Annotated in this window: 21 protein-coding genes; 7 read left to right on the forward strand and 14 right to left on the reverse strand. The window is 31.6% G+C overall.

What is annotated here, in order from left to right; genetic code table 11:
- Window positions 1-85: 85 nt before the first annotated feature.
- The 3 genes from GC105_RS12945 to GC105_RS12955 form a co-directional block, all read right to left on the reverse strand.
- Window positions 86-1,249 carry an ABC transporter substrate-binding protein gene (locus GC105_RS12945; protein WP_246169841.1) on the reverse strand — a complete coding sequence of 388 codons (1,164 nt, stop codon included), beginning with the start codon at window positions 1,247-1,249 and terminating at the stop codon, window positions 86-88.
- 176 nt (window positions 1,250-1,425) lie between these two features.
- A complete protein-coding gene (locus GC105_RS12950; RefSeq protein ID WP_152805485.1) occupies window positions 1,426-2,499 on the reverse strand; it encodes an NAD(P)H-dependent flavin oxidoreductase in 1,074 nt (357 codons plus the stop codon).
- 365 nt (window positions 2,500-2,864) lie between these two features.
- Window positions 2,865-3,917 carry an N-acetylmuramoyl-L-alanine amidase gene (locus tag GC105_RS12955; RefSeq protein ID WP_193708416.1) on the reverse strand — a complete coding sequence of 351 codons (1,053 nt, stop codon included), beginning with the start codon at window positions 3,915-3,917 and terminating at the stop codon, window positions 2,865-2,867.
- Between the two features lie 136 nt (window positions 3,918-4,053).
- On the opposite strand from GC105_RS12955, the gene GC105_RS12960 reads away from it, so the two are divergent.
- The 3 genes from GC105_RS12960 to GC105_RS12970 all read left to right on the forward strand — a co-directional run bounded on the left by GC105_RS12960 (window position 4,054) and on the right by GC105_RS12970 (window position 6,894).
- A complete protein-coding gene (locus GC105_RS12960) occupies window positions 4,054-4,494 on the forward strand; it encodes a hypothetical protein (protein WP_152805489.1) in 441 nt (146 codons plus the stop codon).
- Between the two features lie 327 nt (window positions 4,495-4,821).
- Window positions 4,822-5,523 carry a zinc dependent phospholipase C family protein gene (locus GC105_RS12965; protein ID WP_152805492.1) on the forward strand — a complete coding sequence of 234 codons (702 nt, stop codon included), beginning with the start codon at window positions 4,822-4,824 and terminating at the stop codon, window positions 5,521-5,523.
- Between the two features lie 150 nt (window positions 5,524-5,673).
- Window positions 5,674-6,894 (forward strand): cofactor-independent phosphoglycerate mutase, encoded by a 1,221-nt coding sequence (locus GC105_RS12970; RefSeq protein ID WP_152805495.1) that lies wholly within the window; start codon window positions 5,674-5,676, stop codon window positions 6,892-6,894.
- Window positions 6,895-6,921: 27 nt separating this feature from the next.
- Here GC105_RS12970 and GC105_RS12975 read toward each other — a convergent pair whose 3' ends face one another.
- Complete coding sequence (locus GC105_RS12975) at window positions 6,922-7,179, reverse strand: GIY-YIG nuclease family protein (RefSeq protein ID WP_152805498.1); 258 nt, start codon at window positions 7,177-7,179, stop codon at window positions 6,922-6,924.
- A gap of 312 nt (window positions 7,180-7,491) precedes the next feature.
- Between GC105_RS12975 and GC105_RS12980 the strand changes: the two genes are divergently transcribed.
- On the forward strand, window positions 7,492-7,980 hold the full coding sequence (locus tag GC105_RS12980) for a superoxide dismutase family protein (protein WP_152805501.1): 489 nt from the start codon (window positions 7,492-7,494) through the stop codon (window positions 7,978-7,980).
- Between the two features lie 167 nt (window positions 7,981-8,147).
- Window positions 8,148-8,537: a hypothetical protein gene (locus GC105_RS12985; protein ID WP_152805504.1), complete on the forward strand. Its 390-nt coding sequence runs from the start codon at window positions 8,148-8,150 to the stop codon at window positions 8,535-8,537.
- A 17-nt stretch (window positions 8,538-8,554) separates the two neighbouring features.
- Here GC105_RS12985 and GC105_RS12990 read toward each other — a convergent pair whose 3' ends face one another.
- On the reverse strand, window positions 8,555-10,048 hold the full coding sequence (locus tag GC105_RS12990; RefSeq protein WP_152805507.1) for a YncE family protein: 1,494 nt from the start codon (window positions 10,046-10,048) through the stop codon (window positions 8,555-8,557).
- A 105-nt stretch (window positions 10,049-10,153) separates the two neighbouring features.
- Entirely contained in the window at window positions 10,154-11,569 is a 1,416-nt protein-coding gene (locus GC105_RS12995; RefSeq protein ID WP_246169842.1) for a hypothetical protein, read from the reverse strand.
- A gap of 178 nt (window positions 11,570-11,747) precedes the next feature.
- Here GC105_RS12995 and GC105_RS13000 point away from each other — a divergent pair, with 178 nt between their 5' ends.
- Window positions 11,748-12,524, forward strand: coding sequence for a hypothetical protein (locus GC105_RS13000; protein WP_152805509.1), 777 nt, complete (start codon window positions 11,748-11,750; stop codon window positions 12,522-12,524).
- A gap of 136 nt (window positions 12,525-12,660) precedes the next feature.
- Window positions 12,661-13,188, forward strand: coding sequence for a DUF4489 domain-containing protein (locus GC105_RS13005; protein ID WP_152805512.1), 528 nt, complete (start codon window positions 12,661-12,663; stop codon window positions 13,186-13,188).
- Window positions 13,189-13,366: 178 nt separating this feature from the next.
- Here GC105_RS13005 and trpA read toward each other — a convergent pair whose 3' ends face one another.
- The 8 genes from trpA to GC105_RS16955 all read right to left on the reverse strand — a co-directional run.
- Window positions 13,367-14,161 (reverse strand): tryptophan synthase subunit alpha, encoded by a 795-nt coding sequence (gene trpA / locus GC105_RS13010; protein ID WP_152805515.1) that lies wholly within the window; start codon window positions 14,159-14,161, stop codon window positions 13,367-13,369.
- Window positions 14,154-15,347: a tryptophan synthase subunit beta gene (gene trpB / locus GC105_RS13015; RefSeq protein WP_281350131.1), complete on the reverse strand. Its 1,194-nt coding sequence runs from the start codon at window positions 15,345-15,347 to the stop codon at window positions 14,154-14,156. The genes trpA and trpB overlap by 8 nt, the downstream gene beginning before the upstream one ends.
- The gene (locus GC105_RS13020) at window positions 15,340-15,948 is read right to left on the reverse strand and encodes a phosphoribosylanthranilate isomerase (protein WP_152805518.1); all 609 of its coding nucleotides are present in this window, start codon (window positions 15,946-15,948) and stop codon (window positions 15,340-15,342) included. The genes trpB and GC105_RS13020 overlap by 8 nt, the downstream gene beginning before the upstream one ends.
- A gap of 1 nt (window position 15,949) precedes the next feature.
- A complete protein-coding gene (gene trpC / locus GC105_RS13025; protein WP_152805521.1) occupies window positions 15,950-16,726 on the reverse strand; it encodes an indole-3-glycerol phosphate synthase TrpC in 777 nt (258 codons plus the stop codon).
- 1 nt (window position 16,727) lies between these two features.
- Window positions 16,728-17,747, reverse strand: a complete 1,020-nt coding sequence (trpD, locus tag GC105_RS13030) for an anthranilate phosphoribosyltransferase (protein ID WP_152805524.1) — start codon at window positions 17,745-17,747, stop codon at window positions 16,728-16,730.
- A 38-nt stretch (window positions 17,748-17,785) separates the two neighbouring features.
- Complete coding sequence (locus GC105_RS13035) at window positions 17,786-18,349, reverse strand: anthranilate synthase component II (protein ID WP_152805527.1); 564 nt, start codon at window positions 18,347-18,349, stop codon at window positions 17,786-17,788.
- A 3-nt stretch (window positions 18,350-18,352) separates the two neighbouring features.
- Window positions 18,353-19,807 (reverse strand): anthranilate synthase component I, encoded by a 1,455-nt coding sequence (gene trpE, locus GC105_RS13040; protein WP_152805530.1) that lies wholly within the window; start codon window positions 19,805-19,807, stop codon window positions 18,353-18,355.
- 232 nt (window positions 19,808-20,039) lie between these two features.
- The coding region (locus GC105_RS16955; protein ID WP_193708417.1) for a hypothetical protein at window positions 20,040-20,407 on the reverse strand (368 nt) is incomplete at its 5' end.

The raw sequence follows: 20,407 nt of genomic DNA on the forward strand, positions 1-20,407 counted from the left end.
CTCCTTTCGCAATCTTTATAATGCATATAGGAGAGGTTATCCTCTCCTATATGGCAACCCTATATAATAGTTTTTTAGTTAATAATTACTCAACTACGATTTTTTCTAATAATTCGTGATCTCCATCAACTATTTTTATTATAGCTATATCTTTTTGAGTAACATCTCCTTGATCGTCAAATCTAATAGTTCCAGTAACTCCACTATACTCAATTTTTGATAGAGCTGCTACTATAGCCTCACTATCAGTAGAACCTGCTGCTTTTATTGCTTCTACCAATACATAAGCTGCATCGTAACCTAGAGCACCTAATGCATTTGGATCAGTATTATATTTTGTTTTGTATGCTGAAATAAAGTTTTGTACAATATCAGCTTTATCAGTTTTTGCAAAGTGATTTACAAAGTAATATCCTTCTACTTGTTCAGCATAGTTTATTTCTACACTATCCCAACCATCTACACCTACAACAATTTGTTCAAGTCCCATATTTCTAATTGCAGTTGCAATTTTACCAACTGTATCATAGTAATCTGGCAAGAATATTATATCTGGATTTTTGTCTTTTACATTACTAAGAATAGCACTATAGTCAACTTCATTAGCAGTATAACCTTCGAAATTTGTTATTTCTAAACCGGCTTCTTCAAAAGACTCTTTATAAGTTTCTGCAAGTCCAACTGAATATGAATCATCAGTATTATACAATATAGCTGCAGATTTTCCATCTAAATTTTCAATTGAATATTTGGCTATAGCAGCTCCTTGATATGGATCTGTATAACACGCTCTAAAGATAGAAGGTGCATCCAATGTAACATCTAAGTGTGTTGCAGTAGGTGTAAGCATTGGCATACCATCAGCAATTGCTAATTCTTTTACTGCTAAAGTTTCACCACTTATAGTACCACCTATTATTGCTACTACTTCATCTTGATCTCGAAGTTTATTATAGATATTTACAGCTTCTGAAGCATCTGCTTTTGTATCATAATCAATAAGTTGTATTTGTTTTCCGTCAATACCGCCATTTTCATTAATTTCATCAATTGCAAGCTTTGCACTATTAACCATTACTGATCCATAAGCTGCAACAGGCCCTGTAAGTGGACCGAAAGTACCAATCTTGATAACTTCACTGTCGTCACCACTTGTTTCCTTTTCGCCATTTGAACATCCCGCAAACATTAAAATTGATGCAACAAGCAAAATTGCTAGTACACTTGAAATAAGTTTTCTTTTTTTCAATATTTCTCCCCCTAATTATGTAGTTTAATATACATGCATTTATATTAATATAAATTATCAGAAAATTCAAGCACTTTTTATTGGAATAACTTTCAACTGAAAATTTATATAAACAATACCAATCTATTGTGCATTATATGAGAACGCCAACTAAAAAAAGGACTAAAAGTCCTTTTTTAGTTGGCGTTCTCAGCTTCTTTTATTATACTCTGCATTAATTGCTTTACCGAAACAATCTCACTTAGTTTAAATGCACTACTACCACAAAATACTAACCCTTCCTCAATCTTACCTTTTACTGAGTTAATTAGTGCATCTGAAATGCAATATGGTGCGATTTTAGGTTCACAAGGAGTTAAACATTTATAACATTTTGTTATAGGCATTTTATTTTTTTTCATTGCATCAGTAAATTTAGTCCGAATTGCTCTGCCTGGCATACCCACTGGACTTACTACAAGCTCGATATCCTCTTCTTTTGCATTTAAGTAGGCTTCTTTAAATTCTATAGATGCATCACATTCATGAGTTGCGACAAATCTAGTAGACATTTGCACTCCTGCTGCACCGTTTTTTATATACTCGATAATATCTTTTCCATTAAATATTCCACCAGCTGCGATAACTGGTATTTTTTTATCGTATTGTACTTCAAAAGGATTAATTTCCTTAATAACTTCTTTTAGTATATCTATTAACCTTGGTGCACTATTTCCATGTAGTTCTTCTGCAGAAAAACCTAGATGACCGCCAGCTTCCGCGCCTTCCACTATAATTGCATCAGGAACATATCCATAATTTCTTGTCCATAACTTTGTAATAATTTTAGCAGCTTTACCAGATGAGACAATGGGAATAATTTTTGTATCTGAATCTTTTACGTATTTAGGAAGATCTTTCGGTAAGCCTGCACCAGCTATAATAATATCAATTTTTTCTTTTACTGCTGTTTCGATTAATTCTTTATATTGACTAGCAGCAGTCATAATATTTACTCCTATAATGCCCTTAGGAGATAACTCTCGAGCTTTTTTAATTTCTTTCTGTAAACCTCTAATATTTGCCATCATATTATTAGTTCTAAAGTCAGGCTCCCTAAATCCTACTTGTACTCCAGAAATAACTCCAATTCCACCTTCATTTGCAACTGCTGCTGCTAAAGAAGATAAAGAAACACCTACAGCCATACCGCCTTGGATAATTGGCACTTTCGCTATTAAATCTCCAATTTTTAAACTGGGTAATGACATCTATATCAACTCCAATTTCATTTGATTATCAAATTATTTGATAATCAAATAATATGATATTGACCTTTAATTGTCAAGCGTAATTGTAATAGATATAATTTCATAACTACTATTTACCAGTCACTAAAAACACCTGTCATTAACTATCTATCACTAAATATATAACTCAGTACTCATGCTACTATCCATAGGTCTAATGTCAATAGTTAATATCTTTTTGTGTTTTAAACTCATTGTAAATAGCAGCTTTTAAATTATTTATTATAGTATATGATTACTTTTATATTTTTATTTATGAAGGGAGGACTACACTTGTAATCCTCCCTTCATATTTTTAATCTTACATTACAGTTCTATGAATAATATTAAAACATATTCGATATTACTTCTGCATATATTTGTGCTAATTTTTGATGGGTACTATCTTGTAATAATAATTTTTCTTCGTTTGCATTATCATGAAACATACTTTCTACTAACAAGATGTGTTTAACTCCACCAGACTGGGCAGAATTTATAATCCCCATGTAGTCTGCACCTTTAGTTGTTTGAGATTCTCTTGTTTTTGCTCCTCGATTTGGTATACCAAATTCCTTAGATACTTTTTCGGTTAGAATAGCAGCATATTGTCTATCATTGGGTATACGAATAGAATAATAACATTCTGTTCCTGAACCTCCACCGGCATTGCTATGAATACTGAATAGCAACTGTGCACCCCAGCTAGCAGCCTGATTACCTCTTTGACGTACACTGGCAGTTTTATTCCAATCATAAGTGAGCATAGTATCAAACTTATTTGTACTGTCTAAGATTTCTTTAAGATACCTAGCAGACTTTAAATTTCCTTCCCACTCCTTATACCCTTGGCTTCCACCATTTACATTTCCAGGCTCATGACCGTTATCAATATAAACTTTTATTTTACTTGTAGGAGGGTTTGCAGGCGGTACTGCAGGAGTTTCTATTGGATTATCATCAGGTAAACTACTAAAAGGTTGCTTTAATTTTTCTAAAGTAATCGGTCCTACAATTCCGTCTACTCCTATCCTCATATCTTGTTGAAATAATCTAGTAATCCTCTCAGTTTCAGGTCCAAAAATTCCATCTACTGCTAGTTTATAACCTCTATCTAGATATTGTTGTTGAATCCAGGTGACCATACTTCCTCTAGACCCTCTTCTATATATTTGAACCTTTGTACGTCGAAGTGTTTCCATAGCTGCTCTAGTTTGATCACCAACAATTCCATCAGATACTATGTGCATATCTCTCTGAAATTTTCTTGTTTCACGTTCGGTAATATCACCAAACAGACCATCTACTTTTAAATTATAACCAAAGTACGCTAGATCAATTTGCCATTTCTCTACTTCTACATTATATATATAATTAGGTTTTTGATTTCTTAATAGCATATACTTCATCCTCTCCTAATATATTAAATATTCACTTTTTCTTTTTTTGTGCATTAAATTACTTTACTTAGGAAACAAATTATGAGAAAAACATATTATATATTGTAAAATCAGTTTTGAAAGGATGGTTATATAATTGCAAAATACAAATCAAAATTGGACACCATATATGCAATCAATGAGAGTACCTGAGCCAATGTACCCTGTAATGGACATGACAGATCAACAAATTGAAGAAATGTATCCTAGAATATATTTTATTATTTTCCCTGTAGTATCTTATCACTGTGATATGTTAGATGCTGAACATGGAGAAATGTATATTCCTTCCAATGAACACTACAAAGATATAGTCGACAACATTCATGAAAGAGTGTCTAAGGATATAGAAGATAATAAGTTACAAGGTATTGATGTAAAGCAATGGACTAGAGGTGGATTACTAAGAGATTTAGCATCAATAATTTTCTTAAGGGAACTTGCCCAAAGAAGAAGATATCCTAGACGAAGAAGATATCCATATGATGGATATGGTAGAGGCCCCGGTTACGGTTACGGTCCTGGTTATTGGTATTAAGTAGTTAAAACTATATGTATAAAATTGGTAGAATTAATTTTAAGATCCCTATTATGGGGATCTTTTTAGATATTATCCCTAAGACAAATATATAAGAGTCTGCAAGTATTACACTATTCAAACCTATGAGAACAAGCAAAGCATGTTTATTTATGTTTAGATGAATAGATTTAATTTTTCTATATAGGGTAAATACATAAAAAATGTATTATTACATAGTAATTTTTATATTCAACAATATAAAGTAATACTATCATAGCTAAAATATTTATCTATTTTATTGGGTAAAATAAAATAGATAATAGATATATTATACGGGGGTATTTCATGACTATATTAAGTAAAGCTTATGGATCTGCTCTAAGATTCACTTTTGCTATAGCAAATCCTCTAAAGAAAAAAATTATTAAAACTGAATGTGCTGTACACAAGTATATTAATTTTCAAGCTGTAAATATATTGATAGGTGATAAATATCAGAATGAATATGACTTTTTCAATAAGTACTTGTATTATATAAATGAAGGAGCAGTATGGGCAGATCAAGATTTTAAAAGTAGCAATCACTTCTATAACCCATACACTGATAAAGGCTTGTACGGTAGGAGTAACGCTAGAGAACTTGCATTAAAATACTATGAAAGATCTGTAGAATTTGTTAAAAATGGTAATATGCAAGATGGAATGTTTTATTTTGGTGCAACTGCACATCTAATTCAAGATGTAACTATACCCCAACATGCAAATATTCGGTTACTAGATGATCATCGTCAATATGAAAATTTTGTAATAAAGACTTATCAAGTTGTAGAAGAATACAGAGCTGAAACAGGTGTTTATAAATTAAACGATGTAGAACATTATATAAAATTTAACGCACGAGTTGCTCTAAAGGTATATAAACACTATAAACATATAAAAGATGACGAAAATAGATTTGATAGAATTTCACGTTGTATACTTCCTCTAGCAGAACGAACAACAGCAGGATTTATGTTAAGTTTTTACGAGGGTGTTATAGTAAATTAAATCATATTTTGTTATGCACCTATTATATTGTGCCAACTCTGTATTTTCTTAATTGTTGCTAGTGATTCTTCAAATATGATAAAATAAAGTGAAACTTTATTCAGTAGGGGTTTTCTTCATAAAAAAACTATAAATAATAGGGTGATCATAATGAAGTATATAATTATATTAGTCGATGGTGCTGGCGACTATACAATAGAAAGCATTGGCAACAAAACTCCATTAGAAGTAGCAAATATTCCAAATATCACTAATCTTGCTCAAAACGGTGAAATTGGTTTAGTTCAAACAATTCCTGTAGGTATGCAGCCTGGTAGTGATATTGCAAATCTGTCTGTTATGGGCTATGCTCCAGAAAAGTATCATACTGGTAGATCGCCTTTAGAAGCAGCTAGCATGGGTGTCCCTTTAAGTGATACTGATATAACCTTTAGATGCAATCTAGTAACACTTTCAGAGGATAAACCTTATCAAGAAAAGACTATTCTAGATCATTCTTCCGGAGATATTACTACAGAAGAATCTACTCAGCTAATAGAAACTCTTAGTAAACAGTTGCAGACAGAATTTATTAAGTATTATCCTGGAGTAAGCTATAGACACTTAATTTTGTGGAAAAATGGGCTAAAAAGCAGCACATATGATTTTGATCTTACACCACCGCATGACATATTAGGACAAAGCATCTCAAATTACTTGCCAAAAGGACCTCATCAAGAATTATTAACTAACATGATGGAAAAATCATATGATATTTTAAAAAATCATCCAGTAAATGTTTTGCGTACTAAAAAAGGTCTTAATCCTGCTAGTTCTATTTGGATATGGGGAGAAGGTAAAAAACCACGTTTAGATTCTTTTAAAGAAAAATTTGGTTTAGCTGGTTCCGTTATTTCCGCAGTTGATTTAATTCATGGGATAGGGATTTTAGCAGGATTAAAGCCAATTAAGGTTGATGGTGCGACTGGTACAATACATACTAATTTTTCTGGAAAGGCTTCTGCTGCCGTTAAAGCATTACTTGATGGCGACGATTTTGTTTACTTGCATCTAGAAGCACCTGACGAATGTGGACATCAAGGAAATCTACAGGAAAAAATAGAGTCAATTGAGATTATAGACCATAAAATTGTAGGACCCATAAAGACTGCTTTAGAAGAGGCAAAAGAAGAATTTAAAGTATTAATTTTACCAGACCACTTAACACCTATAAAACTTAGAACACATACTTCAGATCCTGTTCCTTATGTAATATATGATAGTCGTACAAATAGCAAAAAATCAGATAATAGGTTTACTGAAAAATCAGCCAAAGAATCTGGGAATTTCTTTTTAACAGGTCCTGAACTGACATCATATTTTTTTAAATAAAAAATAGACAGGGGCATGTCTGCCCCTCTATTTTTCAAATATCGCCTTATCTAAAATCAGTTTTTCTTTTATATACTTTTTTAGTTGTTTAATAGCGTATTCTCTTTTCATAGCTTCCTGTTTGGTTGGAAGCGTTTCTTGGTGCACTAAACGAACTGGCAATCTAGCACGAGTGTATTTCCCACCAATACCCTCATTGTGTTCTTCTAATCGTCGTTTAATATCAGTAGTCCATCCAGTATATAGAGAATTATCTTTACATCTTAACATATAAACGTAATACATCTAATTTCCTTTCTTAATTCATTTTTCATTTATATATTACTTATTATCATTTATTGTATATTGTAGTCTTTGACAATCTTTTATTAGTATCCTAAAACTGTATTCAATAATATAACGATACACTCGTTGTTTTATTCTGTCAATATTTGTTTTAGTTAATATAAACAAGCCTATGTTAATTTGCGAGCTTAATTAACTTCCCTATCTGTTCGTTATTAGTATTAACTAATAACGAAATTGCCACTTCCAACATACTATAAAAGATAAGTATCAATAATATCGTATTATTAATAAAAAATTACGAGGTGTATTATGAATAGTAACAAACAATATCAAAATGCTATAGCATATGTTACAGGCGGTCCTTTGGCCACATCTATTCAAGGAACTGTAATATTTCGAGAAACTACTAATGGAGTAGTGGTCTGTGTAAGTATTGTGGGACTTCCTGACTATCAACCTAGTGTAGGAGATCAGCCGCCAATTGGTCCCCATGGATTTCATATCCACGAGCATGGTAGTTGTGCTATCGGTGATGCAAACGATCCTTTTCAAAATGCAGGAGAACACTGGAACCCAGATGGTCAACCTCACGGTAATCATGCAGGAGACTTTCCAGTTTTATTTTCAAATAATGGTATATCAAGAAAATGTTTTTTTACTAATAGGTTCAAAGTATCGGAAATAATTAACAAGTCTATTATCATACATGAAAATCCCGATGATTTTCGTAGTCAACCTAGTGGTGCAGCAGGAAAACGCCTTGCTTGCGGTATTATCCAACCACAATATACGTATTAATTGTTTTTTAATATCATAATAATCCTTCTACCCATAAGTTATAATTTTATATTGGGATTTTCACTAAATAATAGTGATAACTCTTATGATTATTTCCTTACTTTTGTATAATAATATAGTATAATTGTACAAGTAAATAATGTAATCTGAAAAAAGAGGAGAATATAATGATTATAGCTTACCTAGCAGGAATTCCCGCTTATTACGAAGGCGAAGATATTGAAATTAGATATAGCATCTACGAAAACGATAAGTTGATATGCAAAAAAGCATATTACCAAGATTTTGTTAAACCTGCCGTAGTTGGTTTAAAGGCAATAATAGCTTTATTTGATGAATTGCAAAAGATTGATTCAGATAACTTTACTGTTATCATTAACGACCCCGCATTAAATGAGCTTATTAAAGGAACCTCTACAACTAAAAACGGAGAAGTTTTAAAAGTTTCAAGTATGGCAAGACGTAAATTGCAACGTTTCCCAAAAGAAGTCTTAATAAAAGATATCTCAACTAACCATCTTGAGATTTTAAAATGGGATGAAGCCCTAAAGGCATAAGAGATAGCTGATAGCTCTTAGCTATCAGCTATCTCCTTGCATGATGGAATATGTACTATTTCATCGATAATAGCTTTTGTTGAAACTAAGACACTAACATCAAACAGTAGAGTTCTGTCTAATATTACTGGTGTACTTGTTAATTTAGTAGATGTATTTATTATAAATTGTACGCCTTTCTCTTCGGCGAAAGCTGGCAGATATAACTTTGCCTTTTGACTTCCTTCAATAGTACCTTTCATAATATACCTTTGTTCGTATTCATCTTTTGAGCCAATGAAATAAGGAATATAAAAATCGTATTTTAGAATTGAATAGTCTTTATTATTAACCATTCTTTTTATATCTTTCGTTCCATCTATTATTTGACATCTTTTAAATACTATTTCTTCTGTATTTATCATAGATTGACCTCTTGAAGGTATTTGAATTGATACCTGTGGAAAAACCATTTCTTCCTCATATACAGACAATACTTTCTTAGCTAATATGGTAGTTACCTCTTGTATTATTTGATTATTAGATTCTTCTAAAGCACCAGGTTTATCATCTATGTCTATATCTTGTTCTAATTGTTCTTCTTTTTCAGTTTTTTTCTGAATAATAACTCCCATATCATATGGAACACTATTATTATCATTCAATGTAAATGTTTCAAAAACCTTATTATTATTTGTATCTATTTTATCAACTACAGACTTACCTTCATTATTAATGCTAATTGCAAATAGTATCTTTTTATTAGGAGACAATTTAATTCTTTGTATCTGGGGTAAAGTAGTTTTAATATTCGCTATAGTTTTCCTCTCTTGTACACAGATTACTTCAATCTGATTTAGCCCGGTATTTACAGCATATAAATAATTATCTCTATATTGTAAAGCTGTTATGGCAGTTCCTTTTTTAAAATCTATATATGAAACACTACCTGTACTTATATCTATGATAGAAATATTTCCAGTACGATTTAGTCTGTTTGCTCCTTTATTTGCAGTATAAATATACTTTTCATCTGGTTCTATAATCATATCTTTAGGTGCAACGCCTATATCTTTATATCTCTTTATTAATTGTAGGTTTGTAGTATCATATACTTTTATATCACATTGTAATACATCAAGAATAAACAAATGTTTTTTATCCATATTCAATTCTATATTATTAGCAGCAATAAACCCAGTTAGGCAACCAGTTTTTTCTCCTGTGGTACTGTATATACATACCTCTTCTGTATTACATACATATATCTTTTGAGCAGTTGCATCTACTTGGATATTTCCATTATTGGGCATATTCCATGTTTTATCTGACTCATATAAATCGTGAATAAGTGTAACTTTGCTATTACTTGCAATATATACATTATCATTTTCATCTACAATTATATTTTGCGGTCTTGAACCTACATCAACTTCTTTTATAATTTTATTATTGTCTCCACCTATAATAGATACCTTACCTGTTGTTAGATTTGATATATAATAGATCATACTCTCACGATTATTTAACATTACTTACATCTACTCCTTCCTTGCATAAAATTTCTATATTAATATTGACCTCCTCTCAATAACCTAGCAATTATAGATTGTTTTTTTTCTATTTTATATTCTTCGCTACTTTTTTTTTTCTTCTATTATATTGTCATCTTTATTTCTCGTTAAATTATTTTTTTCTTCATATTCTTTTAATTTATTTTCGGCACTTGCTCTAAGATTTTTCTCTTCTATTAACTGTTTTTTTATTTGATCTAGCTCATTTTTAATATTCTCTTGTAATTCCAAAGATAAAGTATAATGTTTATCAGATATATGTTTTTCATCTAAAACTCTCGCTATACGATCTTCATAATCACGTACAGTGCTCTGCTTTTTGATTAATTGGATGTTTAATAATTCATTCGCATTTTTCAACTCATTATTCTTTTCTTTAAATTTTGATAGTTGTGATTTTAATTGTTGTAAAGATTCTTCTTCTTGTTTATCAATCAAGTCGTTTTTTTTATTTACCTTATACTTTAATGAATCATTCTCTCTGTTTACAAATTGACCTGGTATGTATAGACTTAATTCCTTACTAGTTCCATATATTTTCGTCATTTCAATAGCATCTTTCTCAGAAGCAATAAAACATTGATATCTCACTAAAGAACTTTCATGTTTACTATTAAATAAAATTGGTTTACTCCATTTTTCATCATCAAAACAAGAAAAGAAAATCTTATCTTCTTCCAACCAACAAGAATATAATTTATCCCCTTGAGTAAATAAAATAAGATCACGTAATTCCACAGTACTTTCATATACTTTAAAATCTTTTGTTTTTCCATCACTTTTTATATAAACATGGTCTATGTAATATGTATCGTTCTCTATAGATTTATTTAGGATATGAATATCTTGTTGCTTCTTTACAATTTCGAAAGTAATACCATCTCCTTCAATACCATAAAGCCTTGTAATAGGACTCCATTCAAAATTTTGAAAACTACAATGGTTTAAAGATATCTCGTTTCTCTCATCTGAAACGAATACTAAATCAATATTATTAATATCATCTACACTTACTTGATAATTTTCTTCTAAATCAGATACTAAAATAAGATCGCGAACTATATCCTCTTTAATATTTTCCCCATCCCATACACAATGGCTTAGTAATCTATGACCATTACTACCCTTATCCACGAGCAAATAAAAGATATGCATCTCACTGCCAATAACTTTCACTTTTAAATTTCGTATTTCAAACTCATCAATAGACTTCTGGTGAATTTTTATACCCATCCATTGTCTATCTTTCATAGTACAGTATTTAATTTCACCTTTTATATTGGTATAAATGATATGTATTCTATCGTCTATCTCAATAAATATAGAATAATCTAATACATCTTTATCAATTAAACTCTCCTTTGTCCATTTACCTTCATCATATAGAATTTTATAACATAATTCTCTATTGTCATTTAATGAAAAACTCCATATATTATTTATATAATCCATATATATCCAATTGGGTTTACTATTCATACGCAACTCCTCCTTTATATGATTATATTTTTAATAAATTTTATTATTCCATTTCTATAAATTAAAAATATAATTTACTAAATTATTATTGTAACCTCTTTTGTAAATTAACATATGATGGAATATAACTATAAATAAAATTACCATTTATATTAATCTCTCAAAAGGAGGAGAATTTATGTCTATCAACTTCAACAAATTTGTACCACGCCCCGGTCTTGTCAACAAACAAGGACGTTTACCAGATCCTTCAGAGTTAGTTTGCATTGAAGTACCTAAAGTATTTGATCAATGCTTAATTAAAAGATGTCTAGTATATAATAAAGGCCGTGACACACTTACAACGGATTGCGAACTTAGAAGCAACCCCCTTAACGACCCAAAGAGGTATTTAGGTAGTAGAGACTTTAAAGTAAACCTTATTTCGGTTGAAAAAATTCCAATTAAAGGTCTTTGCGATTATAAAAAAATTATTCTTAACTACATGATATCTTTCATAGCTGATTATATTGATTGCGATGGTGTAAACAGATGTGAACTCTTTGAAATAAATAGAACAGATGTGATAGGTAAGTTTTACTGTCCTGATTCTATAGCACAAATTTCATCAAGCTCTACACCTAGTAAATATTGTAAAGATGCTGAAACAAATATTATAAAACTTGAAATGGTAGCAGAAGCTTTAGAAGGCGAATTATTAGTTGACCGTGAAGGTAATAATGTTCTAGATATAACTCTTGGATACTTTATTGTAGTAAAATGTCAGCTTATTGTACAGCTTCTTGTTCCAGCTTATGACTACTGTCCAGTTCCAAGCAAACCATGTGAAGAAGAACCAGAAGAAGACCCATGCGAAAGATTTATTAATGCACCAGTTCCTAAGTTCTATCCAGATCAAAAATTAAAACCATTATTCCCTGACTGTGATATTGTTACTACTGAAATAGATAGCTAACAATTGGTTGATATCTATTTTGCACCTTTTTTCTAAAAGATGCATATATAAATAGTAATAAAACTTAAAAAACAACTATATTTAATTATTTATATTATTACAAATTAAAATTAAAATTTTTAGGAGGATTTCATTCATGAATTCAAGATCTAATTATAGAGATGATTTTGACCCTTGTAGACAACAACATTTTGACCCTTGTAAGCAAAAAAAACAAGTAGATAAGTCTTGCCCAACTATTATAAAATGTGGTGCTGCTGGTGCAGTTACAATACCTCTTGCAACTGTTGTAGGAACTACCTTTACACCAACTTCTCTTTCTTTAAATACAGATTGCATATGCAATCCAGTTGTTAAGCTAGAGTTTACAAGTAATATTGTTGCTACCGCTTTTACTGGTACCATAAGTTTTCAAATATTTAAACAATGTACGAATCAATTTACACCAGTGCCTATAGGCCCAGCCTTTACCTACGATAGATTAGTGGCAATTACTGAATCAGATACATTCACATTCTTTGTTTGCGATTGTGATTCTTGTCATAATGACTGTTGCACCTATACTGTAGTTGTAACTGTAAATGCAGTTACTGTAGGTGTCTTAAATATAAATAATGCAACACTAGGAGCAATTGCAACTTGTCAAACAAGTGGTTGTTGTTAGATACTATCCAGAATAGGCGCCAAAATAGTGTATTCAACGCTTATTGAAATACACTATCAAAGTTTGAACGTACAATCTAGTCCAGTTTTCATATCATAAAATCGAGAATAAGAGGATTAACCTCTTATTCTCGATTTTTTAGTTTTTTGTAGTTATCATATTTTTTCCTTAAATGATCTCAATTTAAAGCATCTCTTAATTCCTTTACAAACTCTGAAACTAAGTTAACTACCTTGTTCTCGACAATACCTTCCTCAATCTTCTTTATTATAGCGCTTCCCACAATTAAACCTTGTGCTAAATCTTTTAACTGTTTAACACCTTGTACATCAGATATACCAAATCCAATTGCCAGTGGAACATCAGTATGTAATTTAATATTATCCATAAACTCTTTAATATTGGAGTCAAAACTATTCCTAGCACCTGTAACTCCTAATGATGAAACACAATAAATAAAGCCTGTAGCATCTTTCACTAGGTCTTTAATTCTCATTTCTGAAGTCGGAGCTACTAATGGTATTAGATCAATATTTTTTCCATCTAAGATCTTTTTAAAATCAGTACGTTCTTCTAAAGGTAAATCTGGAATAATTAGACCATCGACACCTGCTTCCATACATTTGTTAATAAATTTGTCTATACCGTATCTATATATAGAATTGTAATACAGTAAAAAAGCTAATGGCACTTGAGTATTTGTCCTTAGTTTTCTAACTAATTCAAATACTATATCTATATTCACACCTTTATTTAACGCTCTTGAAGCAGCTCTTTGAATGACAGGTCCATCTGCTAAAGGATCTGAGTATGCAATGCCCAATTCGATAATATCTGCACCGGCATTCTCCATAGCATATACTAATTGTTCAGTTGTATTAATATCTGGATCACCTGCAGTTACATATGTAATTAATGCTTTTTTATTTTTTTTCTTTAATTCATTAAATTTTTGTGAGATTCTACTACTCATGTTTTTTACCTCCTAGGATTTCTGATATAGTATGCACATCTTTATCACCTCTACCAGATAAATTAAGAATAATAATATCTTCTTTATGAGTCGTCGGCGCTAATTTTGCTAAATATGCTAATGCATGAGCGCTTTCTAATGCTGGTATAATCCCTTCACACCTGCTTAATGTTTGAAAAGCTTCTACTGCTTCACTATCCGTTATAGCTACATACTCTACACGGCCACTGTCATGTAAGTAAGCATGCTCAGGTCCAATTCCAGGGTAATCTAGCCCTGCTGATACAGAATGAGCAGGTAGAATCTGGCCATAATCATCTTGTAATAAATAAGTCATCATTCCATGCAAAACACCAACTGTTCCGAGGGTTATAGTTGCAGCGTGCTTATGAGTATTTACCCCTTCTCCTGCAGCCTCTACCCCTATAATTTTAATATTGTCTTCTTCTATAAATGGGTAAAAAAGTCCCATTGCATTACTTCCCCCACCCACACATGCTAATAAGTAATCAGGCATTCTACCTTCTTTTTCTAATATTTGTATTTTAGTTTCATCTCCAATAATCCTTTGAAAATCTCTAACCATTGTTGGATATGGATGGGGTCCTACTACAGACCCAATAACATAATAAGTATCCTCAACATTTGTCACCCAATCTCTTATAGCCTCATTCGTTGCATCTTTCAATGTCTTAGTACCAGAAGTAACTGAATTTACTTTGGCACCCAATAGTTCCATCTTAAATACATTTAAACCTTGTCTTTGGATATCTTCTTCTCCCATATATATTTCACATTCTAGATTAAACATAGCACAGATAGTTGCTGTTGCAACTCCATGTTGACCTGCTCCTGTTTCAGCTATAATTCTCTTTTTTCCCATTCTATTAGCTAATAGTACTTGTCCTACTACATTATTTATTTTATGAGCACCTGTATGATTCAAATCTTCTCTCTTTAAGTATATTTTGCCCCCACCATATTTTTTAGTTAAATTCTCAGCGTAATATAAAGAGGTTGGTCGCCCAGAATATTCTTGTAGATAATACATATACTCTTTAATAAACTCCTCATCATTCATAGCTTCCTCATACATTTCTTCTAATTCAATAAGTGCATTCATTAATGTTTCAGGTACATATTGTCCACCGTAATTACCAAATCTCTTTGATTTTTTATTATCCAATTTCTCTCACCCTTTCAATCAGTGTCTTAATTTTATCGAAATCTTTAATTCCATTAGTCTCAACGCCACTGCTAATGTCTATTATTTGAGCATTAGTTTCTCTAATAGCATTTTGCACATTATCTGGTGTAATGCCACCAGCCAAGATAATTTCTTTATCTAAACGTGCATCTTTAACTAGGCTCCAATTAAAAGAACTTCCTGTTCCTCCAAATTGATCTACATCATAGGCATCTAACAGGTAACCATCTACTTTATATTCCTTTAATTTATCTAAACTATATTTGTCCTTCACTCTAAAAGCTTTCCAAACTTTGCTATTTATATCATTACACATCTCTTGCTTTTCATTACCATGTAATTGAACAATATCTATTTTACAATAATCCACAATATCGTTTATTTCTTTAGGACAGCTATTGACAAATACACCTACAACCTTGATATCACTATCTAGTAAACTAATAAGTCTCTTGCACTTATGTGGATCTACTTGACGTTTACTCTTTGCAAATACAAAACCAATATATTCAGGCCTTGTACTATTTATAAAATAGATATCTTCTTCTCTAGTTAAACCGCAGATTTTAATTCCTGTCATATTATAGTTCCCTCAGTTCTTGTAATTTTTTCTCTATTGATGAAGCTGCCATCAAACTTTCACCAATAAGAGCTGCGTTAACTCCTAAATCCTTTAAATATTTTATATCTTCATTTGATTTTATTCCACTTTCACTAACTACTATTATATCTTTTGGTATCTTCTCCATAATTATCTCTGTATTCATAATATTTACTTCGAAAGTATTTAAATTTCTATTATTGATACCGATAATTTGTGCTCCACATTCAAGAGCAACTTCTAATTCTCCAATATCATGGACTTCAACGAGACATTCTAATCCTATGCTAGTAGCGATATTTATGTATGCACTCAGTTTTTCTTTAGTCAGTATTGCCATAATCAATAAAATTGCATCTGAATTTATGGCCTTAGCTTCGTAAATTTGGTAAGAATCAATTATAAAATCTTTCCTTAAAACTGGCACTGTAGTGTTCGTTTTTGCATCTGTCAAAAATTGATTATTTCCGAGGAAATATGTAGTTTCTGTTAACACAGATATTGCATCAACTTTGTTTTTTTCATATTCCACTGCAATTTTTAGAGGATCAAAGTTTTCCTTAATAATACCTTTTGATGGCGAAGCCTTCTTAATTTCTGCAATAATTGCTAATCTATCTTTAAGTACAATGGCATTGGAAAAGCTTCTATGAGAATAATCAGTAGGTATTTCTGACAATAAAATATCTAATGGTTTAAGTTCTTTTGTTTGTTCTAAACTCTCTAATTTAGTCTTAACTATTTTATCTAATATCAACTTATTCACTCCTATTCGTATATGCTATCAATTCATTCAATTTATTTAATGCACTTTTAGAATCCACTGCCTCTTTTGCTTTTAGTATACCTTCCTCTAAGGACTTAGCACCATTTCCTATATAAATTGCAGCACCAGCATTGATTAAAGTAATATCTCGTTTAGGACCTGATTCACCTTCTAATATATTTAATATAATTTGTGCATTTTCTATTGACCCATTCCCTTCAATCTCACCATTATTCTCATAATAAAATCCATAAGTCTTGGGTTCTATATAGTGTGTCTTAATATCTCCATCTATTAAAATAGTTGCCTTAGTCTTTGCACTAATACTTATTTCATCCATTCCGTCCAAGCTATTAACAACCATGGCTCTTTTCACACCTAATTCCTTTAAAACTCCTGCCATAAGCTCAGTTAAAGCAGCATCATATACTCCCATCACTTGACAATTAACCTTAGCAGGATTTGTCAATGGTCCTAACATATTAAATACGGTTCTAATACCTAGTTCCTTACGTGAACTTGCTACGTGCTTCATTGACGAATGAAAACTTTGTGCAAACAAAAAACCAATACCAATTTCTCTAATACATGAGCTAATATTTTCACTGCTTAAATCTATTTTAACACCTAAAGCCTCCAATACATCTGCACTACCACATTTGCTAGAAATAGATCTATTACCGTGTTTGACAGTAGTTACACCTGCACTAGCAGCAACAATAGCAGATACTGTAGATACATTGAAAGTGTTTTTACCATCTCCACCAGTACCACAAGTATCTACTGCATCAATAACTCCTATATCTATAGGTTTTGCCATCTTACGCATTACTTTAGCAGCACCAAGAACTTCTTCAAGAGTTTCACCTTTTCCTCTAAGCCCAGTTAAAAAACCACCAATTTGAGCAGGAGTTATCTCACCTAACATAATTGAATTCATTGAATCCATCATTTCCATCTCTGTTAGATTTATATGGTTTACAAGTTTTTCTAATATTTCTTTAAATAACATGCTAAAATCTCCTTTCTCTTACCTACTAACTAATTTTTCTATAAATCTAAGAAGTTTTTAATTAGAGCTTTACCACTATTAGTCATTATAGATTCGGGATGAAATTGAACACCATATATTGGGTAATGCTTATGTTTTATACCCATTACTTCATTTTCTTCTATACTCGCAGTCACTTCTAGCACTTCACTTATGGACGATTCTTCAACTATTAAAGAATGATAACGCATCACTTCAAGTGGATTTACTATACCTCTAAATAAATCTCTGCCATTATGTTTTATCATAGAAGTTTTTCCATGAACCATTCTATTTGCTTCTATAATTTTACTACCAAATACTTCAGCAATTGCTTGATGACCCAAACAAACACCCAATATAGGGATTTCTTTACCTAAAACCCTTATTACATCTTTAGATATACCTGCATCTTTTGGATATCCTGGACCTGGAGAAATAATAATATGACTTACTTTCATTTTCATTATCTCTTCAACTGTGATCACATCATTTCTAAAAACTTCTACATTAGGATTTAACTCGCCTACAAATTGATACAAGTTATAAGTAAAAGAATCGTAATTATCTATAATTACTATCATTATTTAGATACCTCCTAGCTTAAGTGCTTCTAGCATAGCACCTGCTTTCTTAAGTGTTTCTTCATATTCAGATTCCGGTATCGAATCGGCAACAATTCCTGCACCTGCTTGTAATACAGCTTTATTGTTGTGAAATATTACAGTTCTAATAGTAATACACATATCCATATTGCCATTAAAACCAAAATATCCAATGCTTCCAGCATATATTCCTCTTTTTTTATTCTCCAATTCATCGATGATTTCCATAGCTCTAACCTTAGGTGCACCCGACACAGTACCTGCTGGTAATGAGGATATAAGTACATCAAACATATCGTATTTACTGTGGAGTTTACCTATTACATTAGATACAATATGCATAACATGAGAATACCTCTGTACCTCCATAAAGTGAGTGAGTTCAACAGATCCAAATTCAGATAATTTTCCAATATCATTTCTTGCTAAATCTAATAACATCAGATGCTCTGCCTTTTCTTTTTCATCATTTAACAAATCATCAGCAAATTTATCATCTTCAACATTATCATTTCCTCTCGGCCTAGTACCGGCAATAGGACAGGTTTCAATATTATTGTCTTTTAATTTTACTAATAACTCCGGTGATGAACCTACCACTTGATAATCCATAAACTCAAAGTAGTACATATACGGAGATGGATTTAAACTTCGAAGCAATCGATAAAATTCAAGTGGGTCAGTATTCGTTTCAATTTCTAATCTTTGAGATAGCACCACCTGAAATATATCACCCTTTCGAATATAATCTTTTGCTTTTTCAACTTTTTCCATATAAGAAGATTTAGTCTCATTACTAATATAAGATGAGGACTGCTGAACTACACCCTTCTTAAAATATACCTTAGCACTGTGTATTTCTTCTTCAACTTTATCGATTCTTTGAATTGACTGTTCATATGAATTATTATTGTCCTTCACAAAATCATTAATAATAATGAGAATCTTTTGCCTCATATGATCGTAAACAATAATCTCCTCCATAACTAACAAATGAATATCTGGCAATTCCATATTATCTTCATTGACTAGCAATAGTCTCTCATAATCTCTTATGACATCGTAGGCAATATATCCGACACCTCCTCCTACAAAATCAGGCAAACCATCATTCTTTGGCATTTGATACTTCTTGAAAATATCTCGTAAGCAATCTAAATACTTACCAGATATCACTTCGACACCGTCTTTATTTTCTAAAAAGAGCTTATTGTCACTCCCCTTTATAGTAAGATGAGGCTTTCGACCAATAAAAGAGTATCTCCCCCACTTATTTCCTACCTCTACGCTTTCAAGTAAAAAACTCACTTGATCTTTACACAGTTTATTAAATAAAGTAATAGGTGTATCAATATCACCAGGAATTTCTTTTACTACAGGAATAACAGAATATTCTTTTATCAACTCTTGGTATTCACTTAAAATAGGGTATATCATGCCGTACCTCCTTCAAATAATTTAAAAATATAGCGACTCGGATAACTCGCTTCGCGAGTTACCCTCTACGCGGTCATTCGCCAAATGAAAACAAGTTTTCATTTGTTCTTTTGTCGCGAAGGTAACGAGCCAAGCGGCTGCATCGAAGACGCATTTTCATAGAATTGAAAGTTTGGCCAGCTTGCTGAGTTAAACAAGAAATTCTATGAAAATACTACGTCGAAGACGTAGATCATTTGGCGACTACCCGCGCAACCACGATAAACTTGTTTATTGTGGTTGTTAAAACAGCCAAATTGGCAAGCCATTTGTCTGCTTCCTCAAAAGAACCTCTCAATGCATCGACAAACTCGCTTCGCGAGTTTGTCTCTACGCGGGCATTCGCCAAATGAAAACAAGTTTTCATTTGTTCTTTTGTTAAAACAGCCAAATTGGCAAGCCATTTGTCTGCTTCCTCAAAAGAACCTCTCAATGCATCGACAAACTCGCTTCGCGAGTTTGTCTCTACGCGGGCATTCGCCAAATGAAAACAAGTTTTCATTTGTTCTTTTGTTAAAACAGCCAAATTGGCAAGCCATTTGTCTGCTTCCTCAAAAGAAC

Source organism: Alkalibaculum sporogenes (genome assembly GCF_009362815.1).
Taxonomy (GTDB): Bacteria; Bacillota; Clostridia; order Eubacteriales; family Alkalibacteraceae; genus Alkalibaculum_A; species Alkalibaculum_A sporogenes.